Origin of the sequence: Actinoplanes lobatus (genome assembly GCF_014205215.1) — a bacterium.
In the GTDB taxonomy this organism is placed as follows: domain Bacteria; phylum Actinomycetota; class Actinomycetes; order Mycobacteriales; family Micromonosporaceae; genus Actinoplanes; species Actinoplanes lobatus.
Genome location: NZ_JACHNC010000001.1, coordinates 3243971 through 3262279 on the forward strand (window position 1 = coordinate 3243971; position 18309 = coordinate 3262279).

18 protein-coding genes are annotated in these 18309 nt (G+C 69.4%); 12 read left to right on the forward strand and 6 right to left on the reverse strand.

The window, feature by feature from the left end:
- The first annotated feature begins 372 nt into the window (after positions 1-372).
- Positions 373-1545: a cytochrome P450 family protein gene (locus BJ964_RS15100; protein WP_188121254.1), complete on the forward strand. Its 1173-nt coding sequence runs from the start codon at positions 373-375 to the stop codon at positions 1543-1545.
- 25 nt (positions 1546-1570) lie between these two features.
- Positions 1571-2149 carry an FIMAH domain-containing protein gene (locus BJ964_RS15105; protein ID WP_188121255.1) on the forward strand — a complete coding sequence of 193 codons (579 nt, stop codon included), beginning with the start codon at positions 1571-1573 and terminating at the stop codon, positions 2147-2149.
- 1 nt (position 2150) lies between these two features.
- Here the strand turns inward: BJ964_RS15105 and BJ964_RS15110 are convergent, their stop codons facing one another.
- Positions 2151-2816, reverse strand: a complete 666-nt coding sequence (locus tag BJ964_RS15110; RefSeq protein ID WP_188121256.1) for a DUF305 domain-containing protein — start codon at positions 2814-2816, stop codon at positions 2151-2153.
- 165 nt (positions 2817-2981) lie between these two features.
- Here BJ964_RS15110 and BJ964_RS15115 point away from each other — a divergent pair, with 165 nt between their 5' ends.
- On the forward strand, positions 2982-4382 hold the full coding sequence (locus tag BJ964_RS15115) for an LVIVD repeat-containing protein (RefSeq protein ID WP_229806837.1): 1401 nt from the start codon (positions 2982-2984) through the stop codon (positions 4380-4382).
- Between the two features lie 30 nt (positions 4383-4412).
- Here the strand turns inward: BJ964_RS15115 and BJ964_RS15120 are convergent, their stop codons facing one another.
- Positions 4413-5558: a helix-turn-helix domain-containing protein gene (locus BJ964_RS15120; RefSeq protein WP_188121258.1), complete on the reverse strand. Its 1146-nt coding sequence runs from the start codon at positions 5556-5558 to the stop codon at positions 4413-4415.
- Positions 5559-5646: 88 nt separating this feature from the next.
- Here BJ964_RS15120 and BJ964_RS15125 point away from each other — a divergent pair, with 88 nt between their 5' ends.
- The 3 genes from BJ964_RS15125 to BJ964_RS15135 all read left to right on the forward strand — a co-directional run bounded on the left by BJ964_RS15125 (position 5647) and on the right by BJ964_RS15135 (position 8275).
- Positions 5647-6873 carry a YncE family protein gene (locus BJ964_RS15125; protein ID WP_188121259.1) on the forward strand — a complete coding sequence of 409 codons (1227 nt, stop codon included), beginning with the start codon at positions 5647-5649 and terminating at the stop codon, positions 6871-6873.
- Between the two features lie 56 nt (positions 6874-6929).
- The gene (locus BJ964_RS15130) at positions 6930-7322 is read left to right on the forward strand and encodes a hypothetical protein (protein WP_188121260.1); all 393 of its coding nucleotides are present in this window, start codon (positions 6930-6932) and stop codon (positions 7320-7322) included.
- A 173-nt stretch (positions 7323-7495) separates the two neighbouring features.
- Positions 7496-8275, forward strand: coding sequence for a hypothetical protein (locus BJ964_RS15135; protein ID WP_188121261.1), 780 nt, complete (start codon positions 7496-7498; stop codon positions 8273-8275).
- Positions 8276-8536: 261 nt separating this feature from the next.
- Here BJ964_RS15135 and BJ964_RS15140 read toward each other — a convergent pair whose 3' ends face one another.
- Together BJ964_RS15140 and BJ964_RS15145 are read right to left on the reverse strand one after the other, a co-directional pair.
- The gene (locus tag BJ964_RS15140) at positions 8537-8755 is read right to left on the reverse strand and encodes a DUF397 domain-containing protein (RefSeq protein WP_188126958.1); all 219 of its coding nucleotides are present in this window, start codon (positions 8753-8755) and stop codon (positions 8537-8539) included.
- Between the two features lie 40 nt (positions 8756-8795).
- Positions 8796-9644 carry a helix-turn-helix domain-containing protein gene (locus tag BJ964_RS15145; protein ID WP_188121262.1) on the reverse strand — a complete coding sequence of 283 codons (849 nt, stop codon included), beginning with the start codon at positions 9642-9644 and terminating at the stop codon, positions 8796-8798.
- Positions 9645-9892: 248 nt separating this feature from the next.
- Between BJ964_RS15145 and BJ964_RS15150 the strand changes: the two genes are divergently transcribed.
- From BJ964_RS15150 to BJ964_RS15160, 3 genes are read left to right on the forward strand one after another with little or no spacing between them, the layout of a single operon-like run.
- A complete protein-coding gene (locus BJ964_RS15150) occupies positions 9893-10534 on the forward strand; it encodes a GOLPH3/VPS74 family protein (protein WP_188121263.1) in 642 nt (213 codons plus the stop codon).
- On the forward strand, positions 10531-12126 hold the full coding sequence (locus BJ964_RS15155) for an APC family permease (protein ID WP_188121264.1): 1596 nt from the start codon (positions 10531-10533) through the stop codon (positions 12124-12126). Before BJ964_RS15150 ends, BJ964_RS15155 begins: the two co-directional genes overlap by 4 nt.
- A gap of 23 nt (positions 12127-12149) precedes the next feature.
- A complete protein-coding gene (locus BJ964_RS15160; protein ID WP_188121265.1) occupies positions 12150-12764 on the forward strand; it encodes a GNAT family N-acetyltransferase in 615 nt (204 codons plus the stop codon).
- 21 nt (positions 12765-12785) lie between these two features.
- Here the strand turns inward: BJ964_RS15160 and BJ964_RS15165 are convergent, their stop codons facing one another.
- Complete coding sequence (locus BJ964_RS15165) at positions 12786-13340, reverse strand: hypothetical protein (protein WP_188121266.1); 555 nt, start codon at positions 13338-13340, stop codon at positions 12786-12788.
- Between the two features lie 555 nt (positions 13341-13895).
- Here BJ964_RS15165 and BJ964_RS15170 point away from each other — a divergent pair.
- From BJ964_RS15170 to BJ964_RS15180, 3 genes are all read left to right on the forward strand, one after another.
- On the forward strand, positions 13896-15572 hold the full coding sequence (locus BJ964_RS15170) for a cellulase family glycosylhydrolase (RefSeq protein WP_188121267.1): 1677 nt from the start codon (positions 13896-13898) through the stop codon (positions 15570-15572).
- 115 nt (positions 15573-15687) lie between these two features.
- Positions 15688-16230 carry a SigE family RNA polymerase sigma factor gene (locus BJ964_RS15175; RefSeq protein ID WP_188121268.1) on the forward strand — a complete coding sequence of 181 codons (543 nt, stop codon included), beginning with the start codon at positions 15688-15690 and terminating at the stop codon, positions 16228-16230.
- Entirely contained in the window at positions 16227-17585 is a 1359-nt protein-coding gene (locus BJ964_RS15180) for a PD40 domain-containing protein (protein ID WP_188121269.1), read from the forward strand. The genes BJ964_RS15175 and BJ964_RS15180 overlap by 4 nt, the downstream gene beginning before the upstream one ends.
- Here BJ964_RS15180 and BJ964_RS15185 read toward each other — a convergent pair whose 3' ends face one another.
- Complete coding sequence (locus BJ964_RS15185; protein ID WP_188121270.1) at positions 17586-18221, reverse strand: LysE family translocator; 636 nt, start codon at positions 18219-18221, stop codon at positions 17586-17588. It abuts the gene before it with no gap.
- Positions 18222-18309 lie beyond the last annotated feature (88 nt).

Genomic DNA, 18309 nt, shown 5'->3' on the forward strand with positions numbered 1-18309 from the left:
AGGAGGGTAATCGGCCGGTGCCCACCGGTCTTGCGGTGGTTGCTTACCTCTTTCTCAGATGATCTTTAAGAAAGCATGAACAGCGGGGAGCCGGTCGTCGTACCGGCGGATAGTGGACACCTTCCCTGGAGGTGATCCGTACCAGTGGCCGATACCACCGAACCACACCGGGCGTACGTCGTCGTCGTGGTGGCGTCCCCGGAGCCGCGACCGCGCCGGTTGCGGCGGCCCACCGCCCGTCGGCCGCACCTGCCGATCCGTCCGCCGCGCGCGCCCCGGGTGCCGCGCCGCCCCGCCGCCTGACCGGGGCTGCCGGGAACCCCATCGACACGTATTGTCGGAATTCGGTTCCCGGCGGCCTGGAGGGGCGAAATGATCGATTTCACCGACCCGGCGTTTCAGAACGACCCCCACCCGACGTACGCCCGGATGCGCGGCACCGGCCCGGTCCGCCGTGTCCGCCTGCCCAGCGGCATGGACGCCTGGCTCGTCACCCGATATGACGACGCCCGCCGCGTGCTGGCCGACCCCCGGCTGTCCAAGTCGGTGGCCGCCCTCGGCTCCGCGGCCGGTCAGTCCGCGGCCGGCGGCGCCCTGTCCCGGCACATGCTGGCCGTGGACCCGCCCGACCACACCCGGCTGCGCCGCCTGGTCTCGGCCGCCTTCACGGTCCGCCGGATCGAGGCGCTGCGCCCGCGGATCGAGGTGATCGCCACCGAGTTGCTGGACGCCCTCGACGGCCGGGACCGGGCCGACCTGATCGACGCCTTCGCCTTCCCGCTGCCCATCCAGGTGATCTGCGAGCTGCTCGGGGTGCCGACCGCCGACCAGGGCTCGTTCCGTGCCTGGTCCAACGTCATCGTCGCGGGCGCGATGTCCGGCGACCGGCTGGGCCCGGCCATCGAGGCGATGATCGGTTACATCCGGACCCTGCTCGCCGAACGCCGCGACCACGGCGGCGACGACCTGCTGACCGGGCTGATCCAGGTCCGCGACTCCGGGGACGGGCTGACCGAGGAGGAGCTCACCTCGATGGTCTTCCTGCTGCTGCTGGCCGGCCACGAGACCACCGTCAACCTGATCGGCAACGGCGCCTACCTGCTGCTGCGTGACCGCGAGCGATGGGAGCGCCTGCGCGCCGACCGCGCGTTGCTGCCCTCCGCCATCGAGGAGTTCCTGCGGTACGAGGGACCCGTCGAGACGTCCACCTTCCGGGTCGCCACCGAGGACCTGGAGATCGGCGGGGAGAAGGTGGCCGCGGGTGACCCGGTCGTGGTGGTCCTGCTCTCCGCCAACCGGGACGACGACCGCTTCCCCGGTGCCGACGAGCTGCGGCTGGACCGTCCGCAGAACCCGCATCTGGCCTTCGGGCACGGCATTCACTACTGCCTGGGCGCACCGCTGGCCCGGCTGGAGGCGCAGATCGCGTTCACCGCTCTGTTCGACCGTTTTCCCGGTCTGCGGCTGGCCGTCGAGCCGGAGGAGCTGACCTGGCGGCCCGGCACCCTGCTGCGCGGGCTGACCGAACTTCCGGTCCGCTTCTGACCCGTCGCCTGGCATGATGGCCGCCGTGCCGGATCCTCATGACCTCTACCAGCCGACGGCCCCGATGCCGGTGGTGGAGCAACAGCAGCGCGGCGTCTACCGGGCCGCCGACCACCGCCGGGTGGCCCTGCTCGCCGCGGCGGGCTCCGCGGTCGTCCTGTCCGCGCTCGTGGTCTGGCTGTTCTCCGGCGACGACGAAACTCCACCTCCGGTGGCCGCGCCGCCCGCCGTGGTGGTGACGTCGGCGGCGCCGGTAGAGACGCCGGAGCCCTCGCCCTCGGAAGTAGAGGCGACCACGACGACCGCTCCGGTCACCGTGCGTCCGGCCCAGCCGGCCGAGTTGATCGCCGCCCTCAGAGCCGTGGTCGACTCGCTGGAGGACCAGGGCGAGATCGACGACGACGGCGCCGAGGCGCTGGACCGCCGGCTCAAGTCCGCCGCCGACCGGCTGAAACGGGGCAAGGTGAAGGACGTCGCCCGCAAGATGGACGAGTTCGCCGAGAAGCTCGTCGACCTGCGCGAGGACGACGACATCAGCCAGTCCGCCTTCAACGCGCTGGCCGCCGGCGCGACCCAGGTCAGGGCGGCGCTGCCGGCCCGCTGAGTCAGCTCACACCCAGCTCGGTCATCCGCTGGATCTCGACCACCTGCTCGATCGCCGTCTCCTTGGCCATCTTGGCGAGCCGTTCCTCCGACCCGGTACGCAGCAGATCGCCCACCATCGTCTCGGCCCCACGGTGGTGCTCGGTCATCATCGCGACGAACCGGCGGTCGAAGTCGGCGCCCCGGGCCGCGGCCAGATCGGTGAGGGCCGCCTCGGACTGCATGCCGGGCATCGTGGCGTGGTCGTGGGCCGGGTCCGACTCCGGCTCTCCGCGGTCGGCCAGCCAGGTCCGCAGCACCGAGATCTCCGGCCCCTGCGCGGCGGTGATCCGGCCGGCGATGTTCTTCACGCCCTGGTTCGCGGCCCGGTCGGGCACCAGATCGGCCATCTGGAGGGCCTGCGCGTGGTGGGCGATCATCATCTGGGCATAGGTGACGTCGGCCCGGTTGTAGGTGGACGCGGCGGGCGCCTGCACGTGATCGGAGTCGGTGACGCCGGCCGACTCACCGGGACGGCCCGGCACGACGACGCGGACCGGAGAGGCCGAGGAGGCCGGCGCGCTCACCGGATCGGCCGGGCCGGACGCCCGGGCGGCCAGCACCGCACCCACGGTGCCGAGAAGGACCGCAGATGCGGCGGTCAGGGCCCATGCGCGTCGGTGTTGCATGTATTTCCTTTCCGGCAGGCGGCCCCCACGGCCGGGCTTCGACGGTTATCGTAACGACCGACATCGCTGTCACCGATAGTGCGGACGACACGACTCGCCGTGCGTCATCGGTGCTCCGAAACCGGAAGGAGCTTCATGAAGCATCCTGCCTCACGAGGGCGGATAATGCGCCTGGCCTGTATCGGGGCGGCGGCGGTCCTGTCCACTCTGGTCGTGGCCGCGCCGGTCCAAGCGGACCCGGCCGGCATCCCAGGCGTGGACCAGATCGTCAGCAGCCCCAACATCAGGCAGATCGGGAACGAGCCCAAGGTGGGCCCGTTCGCTCCGGAGAACGCGCTCAACAGTGACCTGGCCTTCCAGGGGAAGTACGCGTACGCCGGCAACTACAACGGCTTCAGCGTCTACGACATCAGTGAGCCGAGCGACCCGGTGCCGGTCACCCAGGTGCTCTGCCCCGGCGCGCAGAACGACATCTCGATCTGGGGTGACCTGCTCTTCCTGGCGACCGACTCGATCCGCAACGACGACTCCTGCAGCAGCGTTTCGGTGCCGAACTCGGAGCCGTCCACCGCGCCCCGCTGGGAAGGCGTCAAGATCTTCGACGTCAGCGATCCGCGCAACCCGAAGTACGTCAAGGCGGTCAAGACCGACTGCGGCTCACACACCCTGACGCTGGTTCCGGGCAAGGGCCACGACCGCTCGGTGTACGTCTACGTGTCGTCGTACAACCTCGACGTGGTGGACCTGCCGAACTGCGCGCAGCCGCACGACAAGATCTCGATCATCAAGGTGCCGCTGAGGAAGCCGGACACCGCGAGCCTGATCGCCGCGCCGGTGCTCTTCCCGGACGGCGGTTTCCCGGGTGACGCGGACAGCCGGCGGACCACCGGCTGCCACGACATCACCGCCTACCCGGCCAAGGACATCGCGGCCGGCGCGTGCATGGGTGACGGCGTCCTGCTGGACATCTCCCGCCCGGCGTCGCCCAAGGTGATCACCACCGTGCGGGACGCGGAGAACTTCGCGTTCTGGCACTCGGCGACGTTCAACAACGATGGCACCAAGGTCGTCTTCACCGACGAGCTCGGCGGCGGCGGTGGCGCGGAGTGTCTGCCGTCCATCGGCGCGAACAAGGGCGCCGATGCGATCTATGACATCACGGGCAAGGGCAAGCACCGCAAGCTCGAGTTCCGCAGCTACTTCAAGATCCCCCGGGAGAACGCCACCACCGAGAACTGCGTGGCCCACAACGGCTCGCTGATCCCGGTCAAGGGCCGCGACATCATGGTCCAGGCGTGGTATCAGGGTGGCATCTCGATCTGGGACTTCACCAACTCGCGCAAGCCGGTGGAGATCGCCTACTGGGAGCGCGGCCCGCTCAGCCTCGACCGGCTGATCGTCGGCGGTTCCTGGTCGGCGTACTGGTACAACGGCCACATCTACTCCAGCGACATCCAGAAGGGTTTCGACGTCCTGGAGGTCAGTGACCGCCGCATCGATCACGCGGAGCGGCAACGGACGTGGCAGTTCAACGCACAGACCCAGACCGACTACCGCAAGTGGTGATCGGCTAGAGAGGCCCGGTGTGACCGCCCATCACACCGGGCCCCGCCATGTGTGCAGCGCCCACCACCAGCGGACGGTCTCCAGCACGGTGAGCCGCTCGCCGAACCCGGTCAGCTCCCGCAGCCGCCGCAACCGGTAACGCACCGTGTTCGGATGCAGGTGCAGCGCACTCGCCGTGAGGTCCAGCCGCTGTCCGTGGTCCAGATAGGCCAGTGCCGTACCGGCCAGCTCCCGGTGGAAATCGTCGGCCGGGTCCAGCGCCGCCAGCAGCCCGTGCCGCAGGAATCCGGCCAGCATCGGCTGCGCCGCCAGCGCCGTCTCCCCGGCCAGCTCGGTCACCTCGCACGGCCCGGTCACACCCCGGGCGCGAGCCGCGTGCAGCGCCAGGCGGGCGAGGCGGTGCGCCTCCGTCGCCCTTTCCAGGGGTACGGGCGGAGTGGTCACCACCACGGCCGGGGCCATTGTGGTCAGTTCCGGAAGTCGTGGGGTGAGCCCGCACAGCCGTCCCCGTACCGGCCCGAGGATCCCGCCGCACCGGGCGAACGCCTGCTCCAGCTCCCGCACCCGGCCCGGATCGGCCACGTCCGAGACGGCGCAGTGGTAGAGGCCGCCGGGAGTGAGCCCGAACCGGGCCGGATCCACGCCGTCGCTCTCCTCGCCGAGCAGCAGGTGGCGCAGCAGCCGGACGCGGGCGGCCCGCCGGTCGCTGTCGAGCTGCCGCTCCGCCGTCCGGTAGCCGTCCAGCACGTGCCGTTCCAGCGCGCCGCCGTACCGGTCGAGCCGGAGCAGCCCCTGGAGCAGCACGTCGTCGGGCAGTCCGGTGGCCCGGCCGCGGGCGATCGCGATCTCCAGGATCCGGCTGCGGCCGGCGTGCACCCCGGACAGCAGCGCCGCCATCGGCACGCCGAGCGCCGCGCCCTCGGCCCCGAACCGGGCCGCCTCGGCGAAGTCCTCGCCGGCCGGCTCGCCGGGGCGCAGGAAGGTGGCGCACCCGGCCCGGATCAGCGCGGCGACGTACCGGCGGCTTTCCGTCCCGGGCAGCCGGGCGGCCTCCGGGGACTGGGCGCGGGCCGCGGCCACCACGTCGTCGACCAGGCGGGCGTCGTCGGCCAGCCCGTGCACCAGCGCGGCGAGCGGGTCGGGTTGTGTCCGGGCGACAACGGGGAGCGTCCGCATTGGGCCTCACAACCTATCGATGTGAGTCATCCTCTTGTTCTCCTGGTGTTACCGCAAAGTAACAGGCCACGATATCGATGGGAATCACATGAAGACTCATCTCGTACCCCTCGCTCTCGGCCTCCTGCTCGCCGCGGGCACGGCCGTGGCGCCCGAGCCGGCGGCCGCCGCTCCTGCCCTGCGCCAGGTGATGTTCGTCGGCAACAACTGGGACGGCACCGTCGACGTCATCGAGGCCAGCGGCTCCTACAGCCGCATCGGCCGGCTCAACGTGGTGCCGGACCGCACCCAGCGGCTCACCGAGATCTACCTCAACCCGATCCGGCTGGCCTTCTACCTCGGCATCCAGCAGGGGCCGGGGGAGGGGCACGACCAGCTCGTCGACGACATGTACACCACCCCGGCCGGTGACGCCCTGGTCATCTCCCGGCCCAGCTTCGCCGACGTGGTCTCGATCGACCTGGCCACCGGGAAGCCGCGCTGGCGGTTCCCGGTCAGCGGCTTCCGCTCCGACCATATGGCGGTCAGCCCGGACGGCCGTTCGGTCGCCGTCTCCGCCTCCACCGGCAACACCGTGCACGTGCTCGACATCGTCACCGGCCGGCAGCTCGGCTCCTTCGCGACCGGCGACAAACCGCACGAGAACATCTACGCCGGCGGCGGCCGCTACCTGTGGAACATGTCGATCGGCGAGGTCAACACCGACCTCGACGACCCCTGGCTGGACTTCACCAAGGGAGACCGGAAGATCACCGTCGCCGACACGAGCACCTTCCAGGTGGCCCGCACCATCGACATGCGGAACCGCCTGGACGCCTTCGGCCGCAGCGACCTCTCCGACGCGGTCCGCCCGGCCGTCTTCACGCCGGACGAGTCCAAGCTCTACTTCCAGGTGTCGTTCTTCGCCGGCCTGGTCGAGTACGACGTGGCAACGGACCGGATCACCCGGGTCAAGGAGCTTCCCCAGAACCCGGCCACCGACCCGGATCGCACCACCTGGGTCAACGACTCCCGCCACCACGGCCTGTCGATCAGCCGGGACGGCGCCAAGCTCTGCGTCGCCGGAACCATGGACGACTACGCCACCGTCGTCGACCGGGCCACCCTCACCCCGGGGCCGCTGGTCACCGCGATCAAGCCGTACTGGGCCACGGTGAGCGCGGACGGCCTCGACTGCGTGATCTCCGAGGCCGGCGCCGACCGGGTCACCGCGATCAGCTTCGCCACCGGACAGGCCGTCGCCTCGGTGCCGGTCGGTGACCACCCGCAGCGCGTACGGATCGGCAACATCCCGGTCGGCTGGACCGCCCCCTGAGCCCGTTCCCGGCGCGCCGAAACGGACCTAAGATCACAATCAGGTACTTTCAGGCAATGGCAACGATCCGACGCAGCGCGCTGCTCCGGTCGTTGCCATTCCTGTTCGCGCTCTTCCTCGCCCTCTTCACGGCGGCCGGCCACGGTGCCGGCGAGTCATCCCATCACCCGGCCCACGCGGTCCACGCCATCGGCGACACCACGCACCCGGCCCGGACGACCGGCCTCATCGCGGATCCCGCCGCCGGCCCGGCCCACGACGCGCATCTGAGCGCGGGGACCGACTCCGTGACGCCCCCGGACGGGGATGGCTCCTACGTCGACGCGGAGCTCGTACGGCGTACCGCTGAGGGAAGCGCGACCCACCGTGTGCCGGACCGGACCGGCAGGCCGGCCACCCGGCACGCCGCCGGGATCCTCACCTCCCGCGCACCGCCCGCCGCCGTCTGAGGCCCGCGGCCGTCCCCGGACCCTGCTCCTGACGACCAGTCTTCCGCGGTCGCGGCAGGCTCCCGCTCCCATTGATCGTTTCCGGGCAGATCGTCCCGGCGATCCGGTCGCCCACCGCCCGCCAGCTTCGCCCTGATTCACGCCGCGCACCGAGCCGAACCGAACGGACCACCGTGAACATTCTCGCCGACATGCTGCTGTCCGAGCCCGCCCCGATCGCTGTCTGGGCCGTCCTGATGCTCCTCGCCCTGCCCGCCCTGATCGTCCTGGCCAGCCCGGACGGGGTCCGCAACCCGCGCCTCGAACTGGTCGAGACGATCACCTGGGTGCTCCGGACCGGGCAGCGGCGGCGGGAGCGGCGGGCCCGGCGCGCGGCGGAGGTGGCGCACGCGCTGCGATTCGCCGGAGAGATGCGGGTGGCGGCCACGCAGGCCGGTGAGGCGGTCGACCGATGGCAGGGGCACTGGCAGGCGGCCGTCGACCGGGTGGACGCGGCCCTCGCGGCGTGGCAGGCCGCGGACGCGCGCTGGGCTCGTTGCCGGGCGACAGCGGCCTTCGGCACGCCCTGGACCCCGCAAAACCCCGCGGAGTACGCGTCTCGCGAGCGTTTCCTGCACGACGCGGTCCGTGCCGCCGCCGACCGGGGTGAGCTGCCGGCCGCCGCCGTGGTCGGCGCGCTGACCGGTGGCGGCGGGTGGGACGCCTGGCTGCACCCGGCCGAGCAGGAGGTGGTGGTGTCCCGGGCGTCGGCGGCGCACCTGGCGCTGGTCTACCGGGAGGCGGTGGCCGCGGAGCGGGCCGCCTGGCACGACGTCCAGCTGGCCCGCCGGAGCCGGGACAGCCTGCGGCGGGAGGCGGCGCACGCCGAGGCCCGGGCCACCGTGGTCCGCCCGGCCGCCCCGTCGGCCGGGGCGGGGGAGTTGCGGCGTTCCGCGTTCGCACAGGCTGCGTGACCCCGATTGCTCACGCTCGGTGGTGCGCGATCAACTCGCGGTCAGCGTCTCTGGCCGATCCTCATCAGTAACGAGAAAAGCATTCGTGAATAGCGTGGAATGGGGCGTGAATAGTGATGGCCCTGCCACGGAAAGTGGCAGGGCCGGTGCCGATGCCACGGCGCCCGCGTGAGCGGATCACCGCGATATCCCTCAAGGTGCAGATGACGAAAGTCGACCTTGGCTCAGGTCTTCCATCGGCTCGCGCCTATCGGTAGGCTCTCACGAAACGATGTCGAATTCGCCGTCCTTGGCAGAGTCCACGAAGGCGGTCCACTCCGCTGGTGTGAACATGAGGGCCGGTCCACTCCGGTCCTTGCTGTCACGGACGGCAATTCCACCAGCGTCGAGGAATGCGACCTCGACGCAGTTGCTGCCGCCTGTACCGTTACTACGGCTGCCCTTCTTCCAGACGGCCCCGTTGATTTGGTGCGCAAGCAACTCAAGCACCTCCCTTCGATGTGATTGTTCATCGGGAGTGCTAAGCGACGAGCAGACTCTCGATCATCTTGATGGTCGTGCGATGGTCAAGCGCCATGGCGCTCAATCGCTCGAACTCCTGCCGATACCAGTCAACCATGTCTGGTTGTTCCTCGTACAAGTCTCCCGCAAGGCCTTCCATGTAAACAACATCCAAATGGGTGGTCTCTCGGAACTCCAAAAGCGCTGCCGGGCCGCTCAGGAAGGGGTGCCCACCAGCGGTGAAGGGCAGTATCTGCAGGAAAACATTCGGTAATTTAGCTACCTCGATTAAATGGCGAAGCTGCTCCGCCATGACCTCCGCGCCACCGATCACATGGTGCAGTGCGGCCTCGTCCATGAAGGCCGACAACTCGAGCGGGCGCTCACTGGTCAGCCGGCCCTGACGGGTCAGGCGCAGATTGATCCGCCGGTCGATGTGCTCCTCGGGATCGGTCGGGCGTCCGCTTCTCATCAGTGACCGCATGTAGGCGGGAGTCTGGAGAAGGCCGGGCACGAGCACCGGCTCCCAGGTCCGCATCGCCGAGGCGGCGGCCTCGAGACCCACGAAGTTCCCCGGCCGCATGATGTCGCGGTAGTCGGTCCACCAGGTCCGCTCGCGGGACTGCCGGGCCAGCTCGACCAGCGCCTCGCGATAGCTCTGGTCCCGCACGTTGTAGAGAGTGAGCAGGTCACGCACGTCCCGCGGGGTGACCGCCACCCGGGCGGTCTCGATGCGGGTCACCTTGGCCGAATGCCATTCGAAGTGGCGTGACACGTCCTGCTGGGTGAGGCCCGCGGCCTCCCGGCATCGTTTGAGCTCCGCCCCCAGCCGGCGGCGACGCAGCGTCGGACCCTCGATATCGGACACCTGGACTCCCCTACGGTCCTGATGGAGTCGATATTACGACCGCTCCCTGACGATCCAGTAACCCATTCATGATCGCTATTTCGAAAAGATCAATAAAGTGGACCTCGGCACCGAGGACTGAATAAGAAGTCTAGTACTTCTTGTATTGACCTTGGTGTTGGGTACATGATGCTCCGGACATCGAGTTCTGTCTTGTTTCCTACATAGGTAAAAGATCATTGGAACTTGCGTCTAAGGGGCGTGACGCAGTGTTGGCTGACCAGTACTACCTGATCGCGCACGAGGACCGGACGGGGCGCTCCCGCCTCCACCCTCGTGCGACCGGCCTGGGTCTGGCCGCCGCATTATTGGCTGAGCTGGTCCTGGAAGGCCGTATCGGAGTGACCGACGGCGACCTCTTCATCGTTGACCGCCACCCACCGCGCGACGCTCTCGGACACGACATCCTGGACCTTCTCGTCGCGCAGCCGCAACACCGGGACGTTCGGACCTGGCTCGCCTTCCTGTCACAGGACGCGGCGTTGCGGGTGGGCGAGAGGCTGGTTCGGCTCGGCGCCGTCGAGCCGGTGACCCGGCGGCGGATGCTCGGCGCCAGTCACACGCTCTACATGCCGAACAGCGCCCAGCAGCGCAACGCCGCGGCGTGGGCCTCCACCCGGCTGGCGAACCTGCTCGTCCGCGGCATGGAGCTGAACATCGTGGACCGGATGCTGGTCAGTCTCGTCTCCGCGACCGGCCTGACCCGTCACGTGCTCTACGGATTCGAGAACTATCCGCACGCGTTCCAGTTCCTGCCGAACGCGGCCGCGTCCCTTCCCAGCGACCTGCGGGAGATCGTCGACTACACCGAGGCCTCGATCGGCTCGGTCGTGACCGTTGGCCGCCGATGACCTCCGGCCGACACGCGCTGCGCCACAACAACCAGGACCAATGGGCCGGACGGCTGCTGATGGACCGCAAGCCGGCCATCGAGCCGGACATCATCACCCGGGCCCTGGCCAGTAACCGGATGGGCGTCGCCTCCGTGGTGTTCTTCGGAGTCGCGGGCGCCGCGCCACTCACCGTGATCATCGGATCGATCTCGGCGATCTACGCCATCCAGGGCAGCACCGCCGTTCCGGTCGCCTACCTGGTGGTCGCCGGCATCCTGTCGCTCTTCACCGTCGGATTCGTCGCGATGAGCCGGCACATCGTGAACTCCGGCGCCTTCTACTCCTACATCAGTCACGGACTGGGCAGGGTGGTCGGCGTCGGTGCCGCGTTCGTGGCGCTTCCGGCGTACTCGCTGATGCAGATCGGGCTCTTCGGCCTGTTCGGCTCGGCGGCTTCCGGCATCCTCGGCGCGATGGGTCTCCAGGTCTCCTGGTATGTGTGCGCCCTCGTGGCCTGGGCTCTGGTCACCGTCCTCGGTGTCCTCTGGGTCGACCTGAGCGGCAAGGTCCTCGCCGTCCTGCTGGTCGCCGAGATCAGCATCGTGCTCCTCTACGACCTGGTCATGGTCGCGAACCCGGCCGGTGGATCGATCTCGTTCGAGACGCTGTCCCCGGCGCCGATGGTCACACCGGTGGTGGGTTCGTTGCTGGTGCTGGCGATCGCGGGCTTCGTCGGCTTCGAGGCGACGGTGGTCCTCTCCGAGGAAGCGCGCGACCCGAAGCGGACGATCGCGCGGGCCACCCATCTCGCGGTCATCCTGGCCGGCCTGCTCTGTGGCGTCTCGGCCTGGGCGATGTCGGTGACCACCGGTCCGGACAAGATCCTCTCGGTCGCCGCCGAGCACCAGACGGATCTGGTGTTCACCCTGGTCGGGCCGCACCTGCCAGCCGTCCTCGTGGACATCGGCTACGTGCTGTTCATGACCAGCGTCTTCGCGGCGCTGCTGGCTTTCCACGCCGCGGTCTCCCGGTACCAGTTCTCGCTCGGCCGTGAGGGCGTGCTGCCGTCGGCCTGGGGTTACACGCATCCCCGGACCGGGGCGCCGCTGCTCGGCTCGATCACCCAGAGCGTGTTGGCACTCGGTGTGATCAGCGCCTATGCCTGGGCCGGGGCCGAACCGCTGCTCTATCTGTTCGCCTGGCTGACGACCATCGGCGGGCTGGGGGTCCTGGTCCTGATGTGGGCGGCGTCCGCATCGGTGATCGCGTTCTTCCAGCAGCATCGCCGTGGGGAGAACGTCTGGCGTGCCTACGTGGCGCCGTTCCTGGCGTTCCTGCTGCTCTCCATCGTGTTGGCCGCGACGATCATCGGCTTCGGAGACCTCTTGCAGGTCCCGGCCGGGTCCCCGTTCCGCTGGGTGTTCCCGGTCGCCTACCTCGGCGTCGCGGCGCTGGGCTTCGGGTGGGCACTGGTCATGCGGACCGTCCGTCCCGAGGTCTACGCGGCGATCGGCCGCGGCGCCGACGTGCGGGTCACCGCACTTGTCGAGAACGACTTCCCACCGCCGTTGCCGCCGACCCCCGTGGGCACGCACGGCTACCGCTACTGAACTTCAGTCCAGAAAGGAAACCGATGACGTACGCCATCCAGGAACTCGTCATCCGGGATGTCACCCCGGTCGACACCGACGAGATCACCGACCTCGTCGCCGAGGCGATGCGCGACGGGCCGGTCGCCCGGTGGCTGCACTCCGATCCTGACGTCCGCCGCCGGGAGGCGCCCGCCTACTTCTCGATCTTCGTGGAGCACGCCACGCGGCATGGTGAGGTCTACGCCACCGCCGACGCGCAGACCGGTCGCCTGTCCGGGGTGGCCCTCTGGTTCCCGCTGACCTCGCTGATCCCGCCGCCGATCGACTACGAACGCCGCCTGAAGGAGGCGGCGGGCGATGCCTTCGACCGCGCCTGCCAGCTGGACGCCGCGATCGAAGAACACCACCCGCTCGAGCCGCACCACTACCTGGCGTTCCTCGCGGTCCGCCCGGACGAGCAGAACCGTGGCGTCGGCAGCGCCCTGCTCGACCGTCATCACGCCCGGCTCGATCACGCCGGCATCCCGGCCTATCTGGAGGCCAACGACCCCCGCAACCGTGACCTGTACCTCCGGCACGGATACCAGGTGCGGTCCGTGATCGAACTACCCGACGGGCCTCCGCTCTGGACGATGTGGAGGGCGCCTATGGCTTGATGACGATGCTTACCGCCGCGCCTATGCGGCTGAGGGGAACTCGTACAGCCAGAAGGATTGTTGATCGATCTGGTTGAAACGCATGTTGTTGTTGCAGAGACGGCCCACCATGAGCCGGAACCGCTTCGACATGCGCCGCACCTCGTCGTTGTAGGTGCATATGTCCAGTCCGACCATGCCGTTCTGGGTGGCTGCCACGAGGTACATCTGCTCGACGATCTGCGCGAACCCGTCTCTGCCCTTGCCCACCGGGCTGGCGGCGATGAAGACGATGTACCAGATTCTCCTCGCCGCGAAGTGCTCGGGCCAGTGCCGCTCGAAATACTGTGGCGAGATCAGCGGGATCGCCTCGAGGACGTTGGTGTAACAGGCGATGCCGGACAGCGTGCCGTCGGCTTCCAGGGCCAGGTACTTGTCTATCCGGGTGTCCCGCATGACCTCGTCGAACTCGGCGCGGTACATCAGGTGCCGTTGGGCGGCGAGGGCGTTCAGCTCCTCGAACGCGTCCAGGTACAGGGTCCAGGCGGCCTCCAGCAGATGGTCGTCGGTGATCTGGTCGAGCACTTTGACAAGCATGGCTGCTCCCTCCGGGCCCCGTGACAGCCGGCCCGCTGCATCGTACTTACGAAGGTCGATTGCAGTTGACCATCAGAGTACGAACTGTAATAGGGCTACGACAATGCGTTGCCGAGAATTCGACGTGCCAATTCCAGTTAGGAGGGATGGTTATCGGATGATCTTGTGCAACTTGCAAAGTTGCAGGTAGCAGTGCTGGACAAACCCGCCGGAGTTCTGGTTGGCAATTCTTGCGAGGGTTGTCGGAATCGGTTCTGGAAAGTGCATGATTCCGTGAGTCTGCCTTTCTGCGGAATGCACCGAGTACTAGCCTCCGTGTGATTGGCGTCTTGTTGACGCCTCGCCGCCGGGACTCCCCTTCGATGACGCGGCGGGTATCTCCAGCGAGTCTGCGGGCCACCGCCGGGCGAGGAGCGCATCCCCCGCTCGCCCCGGGTGGTCCGCAGTCATGTGTGGACATCGATTGACATAGTTTGGCGTCCATACATAGTCTGCCGAGGTGAAGCGGGAGCGCTCCCAATCCCCGTACTCCCGCGCGTCCTAGCTAGGAGCGTCATGTCGCGACTACTCGGCAGGCTGCTCGCGCTCACCCTGATCCTCGGTGGGATGGCGTGGGCCGGTCCGGCACAGGCGGCGCCCACCGCCGCCGCGATAACGAAAGCCATGCAACCGGGCTGGAACCTCGGCAACACCCTGGACGCCACCGGCGCCGACGAGACCTCGTGGGGCAACCCGCGCGTCACCCGGGAGCTGCTGAAGGGCATCCGCGCCCAGGGCTTCAAGAGCATCCGCATCCCGGTCACCTGGGGCCAGCACCAGGGCCCGGCGCCGGACTACACGATCGATCCCGCCTACCTGGCCCGCGTACAGGAGGTGGTGGGCTGGGCGCTCGACGAGGGCCTCTACGTGATGATCAATATCCATCACGACTCGTGGCAGTGGATCGCCACCATGCCCACCGACCACGACAACGTGCTGGCCCGCTACAACGCCATCTGGACGCAGGTCGCCGGCGCCTTCCGGGACACCTCGCCCAGGCTGCTCCTGGAGAGCGTCAACGAGCCGCAGTTCTGGGGCAGCACCGGTGACACCGAGAACTACGCGCTGCTCGCCGAGCTGAACACGTCCTTCCACCGGATCGTGCGCGGCACCGGTGGCGGCAACGCCAAGCGGTTCCTGGTCCTGCCGACCCTGCACACCAACGCCGACCAGGGCCGCCTCGACGCGCTGACCGGCGAGTTCACCGCGTTCAACGACCCGAACCTGATCGCCACCGTGCACTACTACGGCTACTGGCCGTTCAGCGTCAACGTGGCCGGCGGCTACCGGTTCGACGCGACCGCCCAGCAGGACCTGCTCGGCACCTTCCAGCGGCTCCGCGACAGCCTGATCAGCAAGGGCATCCCGGTGATCCTGGGCGAATACGGTCTGCTCGGCTTCGACCGGCACACCGGCACCATCGAACAGGGCGAGAAGCTCAAGTTCTTCGAGCTCTTCGGGCAGCAGGCCCGTGCGTCCGGGGTCACCACGATGCTCTGGGACAACGGTCAGCACTACGACCGTACCGCCGGGGTCTGGCGCGACGCCGAGCTGTTCGGCCAGATCTCGTCGAGCTGGCGCACCCGCTCCGGCACCGCGGCGAGCGACCTGGTGTTCGTCCGGCGATCCGCGCCGGTCACCGCGCAGACCATCACGCTCAACCTCAACGGCCTCGGCTTCACCCACGTCCGCCTCGGCGAGGCCACGCTGCGCCGCGGCCCCGACTACCAGGTCTCCGGCGATCAGCTCACCCTCACCGCCGGGTTGCTCCAGCGACTGACCAGAACCGAGGGGTACGGGGTGAAGGCGGCGCTGTCACTGCGGTTCTCCGGTGGTGTCCCGTGGCGGCTCGACGTGGTCAGCTCCGACACCCCGCAGCTGTCCGCCGTGACCGGGGAGACCAGCGCGTTCGCGATCCCCACCGTGTTCAACGGGGACCGTCTCGCCACCATGACGGCCACCTACGCGGACGGCAGCAACGCCGGGCCGCACGGATGGACGCCGTACAAGGAGTTCGACCGCGCCTTCGCCCCCGACTACACGGCCGGCACGATCAGGCTGACCCCGGACTTCTTCGCCGAGGTCACCGACGGCGCCGTCGTGAACCTGCGGTTCTACCTCTGGAGCGGGGAGACCGTTTCGTACCAGGTCACCCGTACCGGAACCGTGGTGAGCGGAACGCTCGCAGGGTGAGAGATCGTCCGGGCGGCGCGGTGGTTGGGCCACCGTCGCGCCGCCCGGCGCTGAAATACCGGCCGCCGGCCCCCAACCATGGGGCCGGCGGCCGGCGTTCTAGAAGATTGTGAATGTGGGAGTCGGCGAGGATCGATATCCGGGCTTCCGGGACTTCGTCTCGGCGCGCGGGCCGGCGCTGTCGCGTGCCGCCTATCTGCTGACCGGCGATCACCATGCCGCCGAGGACCTGGTCCAGTCGGCGCTGGCCCGGGTGCTCCGGCACTGGCGGAAGGTCCGGGACGGCGATCCCGAGGGTTACGTCCGCCGGACCATGTACCACCTCCAGATGTCCTGGTGGCGCCGCCGCCGGGTGCCGGAGCGGCTGGCCGCCGCCCCACCCGATCAGGGCGGCCCGGATCCGCACCGCACCACCGCCCTGCGGATGACCCTGGACCAGGCCCTCGGCGGGCTCAGCCCGAGGCAGCGCGCGGTGCTCGTGCTGCGCTTCTACGAGGACATGACCGAGGCGCAGGCGGCCGCGATGCTGGGCTGCTCGGTCGGCACGGTCAAACGGCACACCCACGACGCCCTGGCCCGGCTGCGGACCACGGCGCCACATCTGATCGACGAGGATCGGCCGGCGCCGGCCGAGCGAGCCGTGAGGGGACGGTCGTGACAGCCCGGTTGCGTGGAGCCCTGCGGGAGCGGGCCGACCAGGTCGAGCCCTACGACCTCTATCACGGCGCGCTCACCCTGGCCCGTCGTCGCCGCCGGCGGGGCCGGATCCTCGCCGCGGTGGCCGCCGTCCTGGCCGTCGCGCTGACCGTGATCGTCCCGCTGGACCGGCCGGGCCGCGACCTGCCCGCGGCGCCACCGACCGCACCGGGCTCCCTGCCGAACCGGGTCGGCGTCCCGCTCTGGGGAACCTCCGAAGTGGAGGACCGGCCGATCGGTGCGGCGAGCGTGGTGTTCGGCGCGCCCGACTGGTGGCCGCTCGGCAGCAAGGGCGCCCTGGCCCTGGTCGGCGCGCACGAGGACGTCTACGGCATCTCCCACGATCCCCGGAACTTCCGGTACGCCGGGGAGCAGGCCGTGCTGTCCCCGGACGGGACCAGGCTCGCCACGGTCGGCGCGGTGATCGATCTCGGTACCGGCGACCACACGCCCCTGCCGGGTCTCGGCGCCGACTGGGTCGTGCCGCAGGCCTGGTCACCGGACGGACGGCGGCTGGCGGTGACCGCCTATACGGCCGACGGCGAGAAGTTCACCGGCGCCACCCTGTACCTGGTGGATCCGGCGGCCGGAACCTCCCGGGTGATCAGCGACCTCGACCCGCGAACCGACCGTGACGGCTACACGGTGGCGTTCTCCCGCGACGGTGGGCGGCTGGCCTACCAGTCGGGGGCGATCGTCAGGGTCACCTCGATGGACGGGCAGATGATCAGCCGGTTCAGGGCGGTCGACGACAGTCGCCTGGCGGGGAAGGGGGCCTGGACACCGGACGGTGTCGGGCTCACCCTGCTCCGGCAGAGCCGCTGCTGCGACGGCGCCGACTACCCGTCCCGATGGAAGCTGATCATGGTTGATCCGGCCACCGGCGTGGAGCGGTCCACCCCCGCCATCCGCGAACTGACCGATCTCGTGGCGGTCCGGCTGCTCGGCTGGTCACCCACCGGGGAGGCGGTGGTGACAGCGTCGTACCCGTTCGCGGGAATCGACGTCGCCGGTTTCGAAACCGGTGGCGCACGCCTCGGGGAAGGACTCACCGACTACGAGCGGATCCGCAAGACCGAGGTGTGGGCGGTCAGCCCGTTCACCACCCCGCGCACCCTGCTCACCGGCCCCGACCTGCAAATCCGCTCGGTCGACGTGGCCGACGACGTGATCAGCGGAGGCCTGATCCGCGCCGCCCGCCCCCCGAGCGGCCTGGGCCCATACCTCCGAAACGCCCTGCTCGTCACGATCGCGGCCACCCTGACCCTGATCGTGATCCGGGTGCGAAGGAGACGGCTCGGCCAACCTCGATCGTGATCAGGGTGTGGGGGAGACGGCGAGGCGGATTCCGATCGTGATCAGGACGGCGCCGGTGACGGCGTCCAGGGTGCGGCGCACCACCGGCCGGGACAGCATCCGGCGCAGGGCCGCGACCAGGTTCGCCACCACCACGAACCAGGCGACCGTCACCGCGACCGCCACCACCGACAGCAGCAGCACGTCCGCGGCGGCACCGTCCACCGGCGCGAACTGCGGCAGCACCGCCACGAAGAACACGCCACACTTGGGATTGAGCACATTGGTCACCAGGCCGTCCCGGAACGACGCCCACAACCGCTTCTCCGGACGCCCACCCGCTGCCGGCTCGATCTCACCGCCGCCACGCCGGGCCGCGAGCAGAGCGCTCACCCCCAGCCAGAGCAGGTAAGCCGCACCGGCCAGCTTCACGACGGTGAACGCCACCGCCGACGCGGCCAGAAGCGCGGCCACCCCCACCGCGGCGGCCACCGACCAGACGAACACCCCCGCGGCGACTCCAGCGGCCGCGGCCATCCCATGCCATCGCCCGGCCGCCACCGAACGCCGCACCACCACCGCGAAGTCCGGCCCCGGCGACACCGCCGCCAGCCCGATCACACCCGCGAACGCCAGTGCCTGCCCGAGACCAGTCATCCCCCCATCCTCCTGCGCCTGATTGCTCCGCGGCAATCGTCCAAGATTGGCTGAAGGTGGCTCTGCGGCCTCTCCTGGATCTTGGACC

Coding starts and splice junctions, on each gene's coding strand:
- BJ964_RS15160 (WP_188121265.1), top strand. CDS start 12,150: ATGACGTACGCCATCCAGGAACTCGTCATCCGGGATGTCACCCCGGTC.
- BJ964_RS15125 (WP_188121259.1), top strand. CDS start 5,647: ATGAAGACTCATCTCGTACCCCTCGCTCTCGGCCTCCTGCTCGCCGCG.
- BJ964_RS15185 (WP_188121270.1), bottom strand. CDS start 18,221: ATGACTGGTCTCGGGCAGGCACTGGCGTTCGCGGGTGTGATCGGGCTG.
- BJ964_RS15165 (WP_188121266.1), bottom strand. CDS start 13,340: ATGCTTGTCAAAGTGCTCGACCAGATCACCGACGACCATCTGCTGGAG.
- BJ964_RS15155 (WP_188121264.1), top strand. CDS start 10,531: ATGACCTCCGGCCGACACGCGCTGCGCCACAACAACCAGGACCAATGG.
- BJ964_RS15100 (WP_188121254.1), top strand. CDS start 373: ATGATCGATTTCACCGACCCGGCGTTTCAGAACGACCCCCACCCGACG.
- BJ964_RS15115 (WP_229806837.1), top strand. CDS start 2,982: ATGCGCCTGGCCTGTATCGGGGCGGCGGCGGTCCTGTCCACTCTGGTC.
- BJ964_RS15120 (WP_188121258.1), bottom strand. CDS start 5,558: ATGCGGACGCTCCCCGTTGTCGCCCGGACACAACCCGACCCGCTCGCC.
- BJ964_RS15110 (WP_188121256.1), bottom strand. CDS start 2,816: ATGCAACACCGACGCGCATGGGCCCTGACCGCCGCATCTGCGGTCCTT.
- BJ964_RS15130 (WP_188121260.1), top strand. CDS start 6,930: ATGGCAACGATCCGACGCAGCGCGCTGCTCCGGTCGTTGCCATTCCTG.
- BJ964_RS15170 (WP_188121267.1), top strand. CDS start 13,896: ATGTCGCGACTACTCGGCAGGCTGCTCGCGCTCACCCTGATCCTCGGT.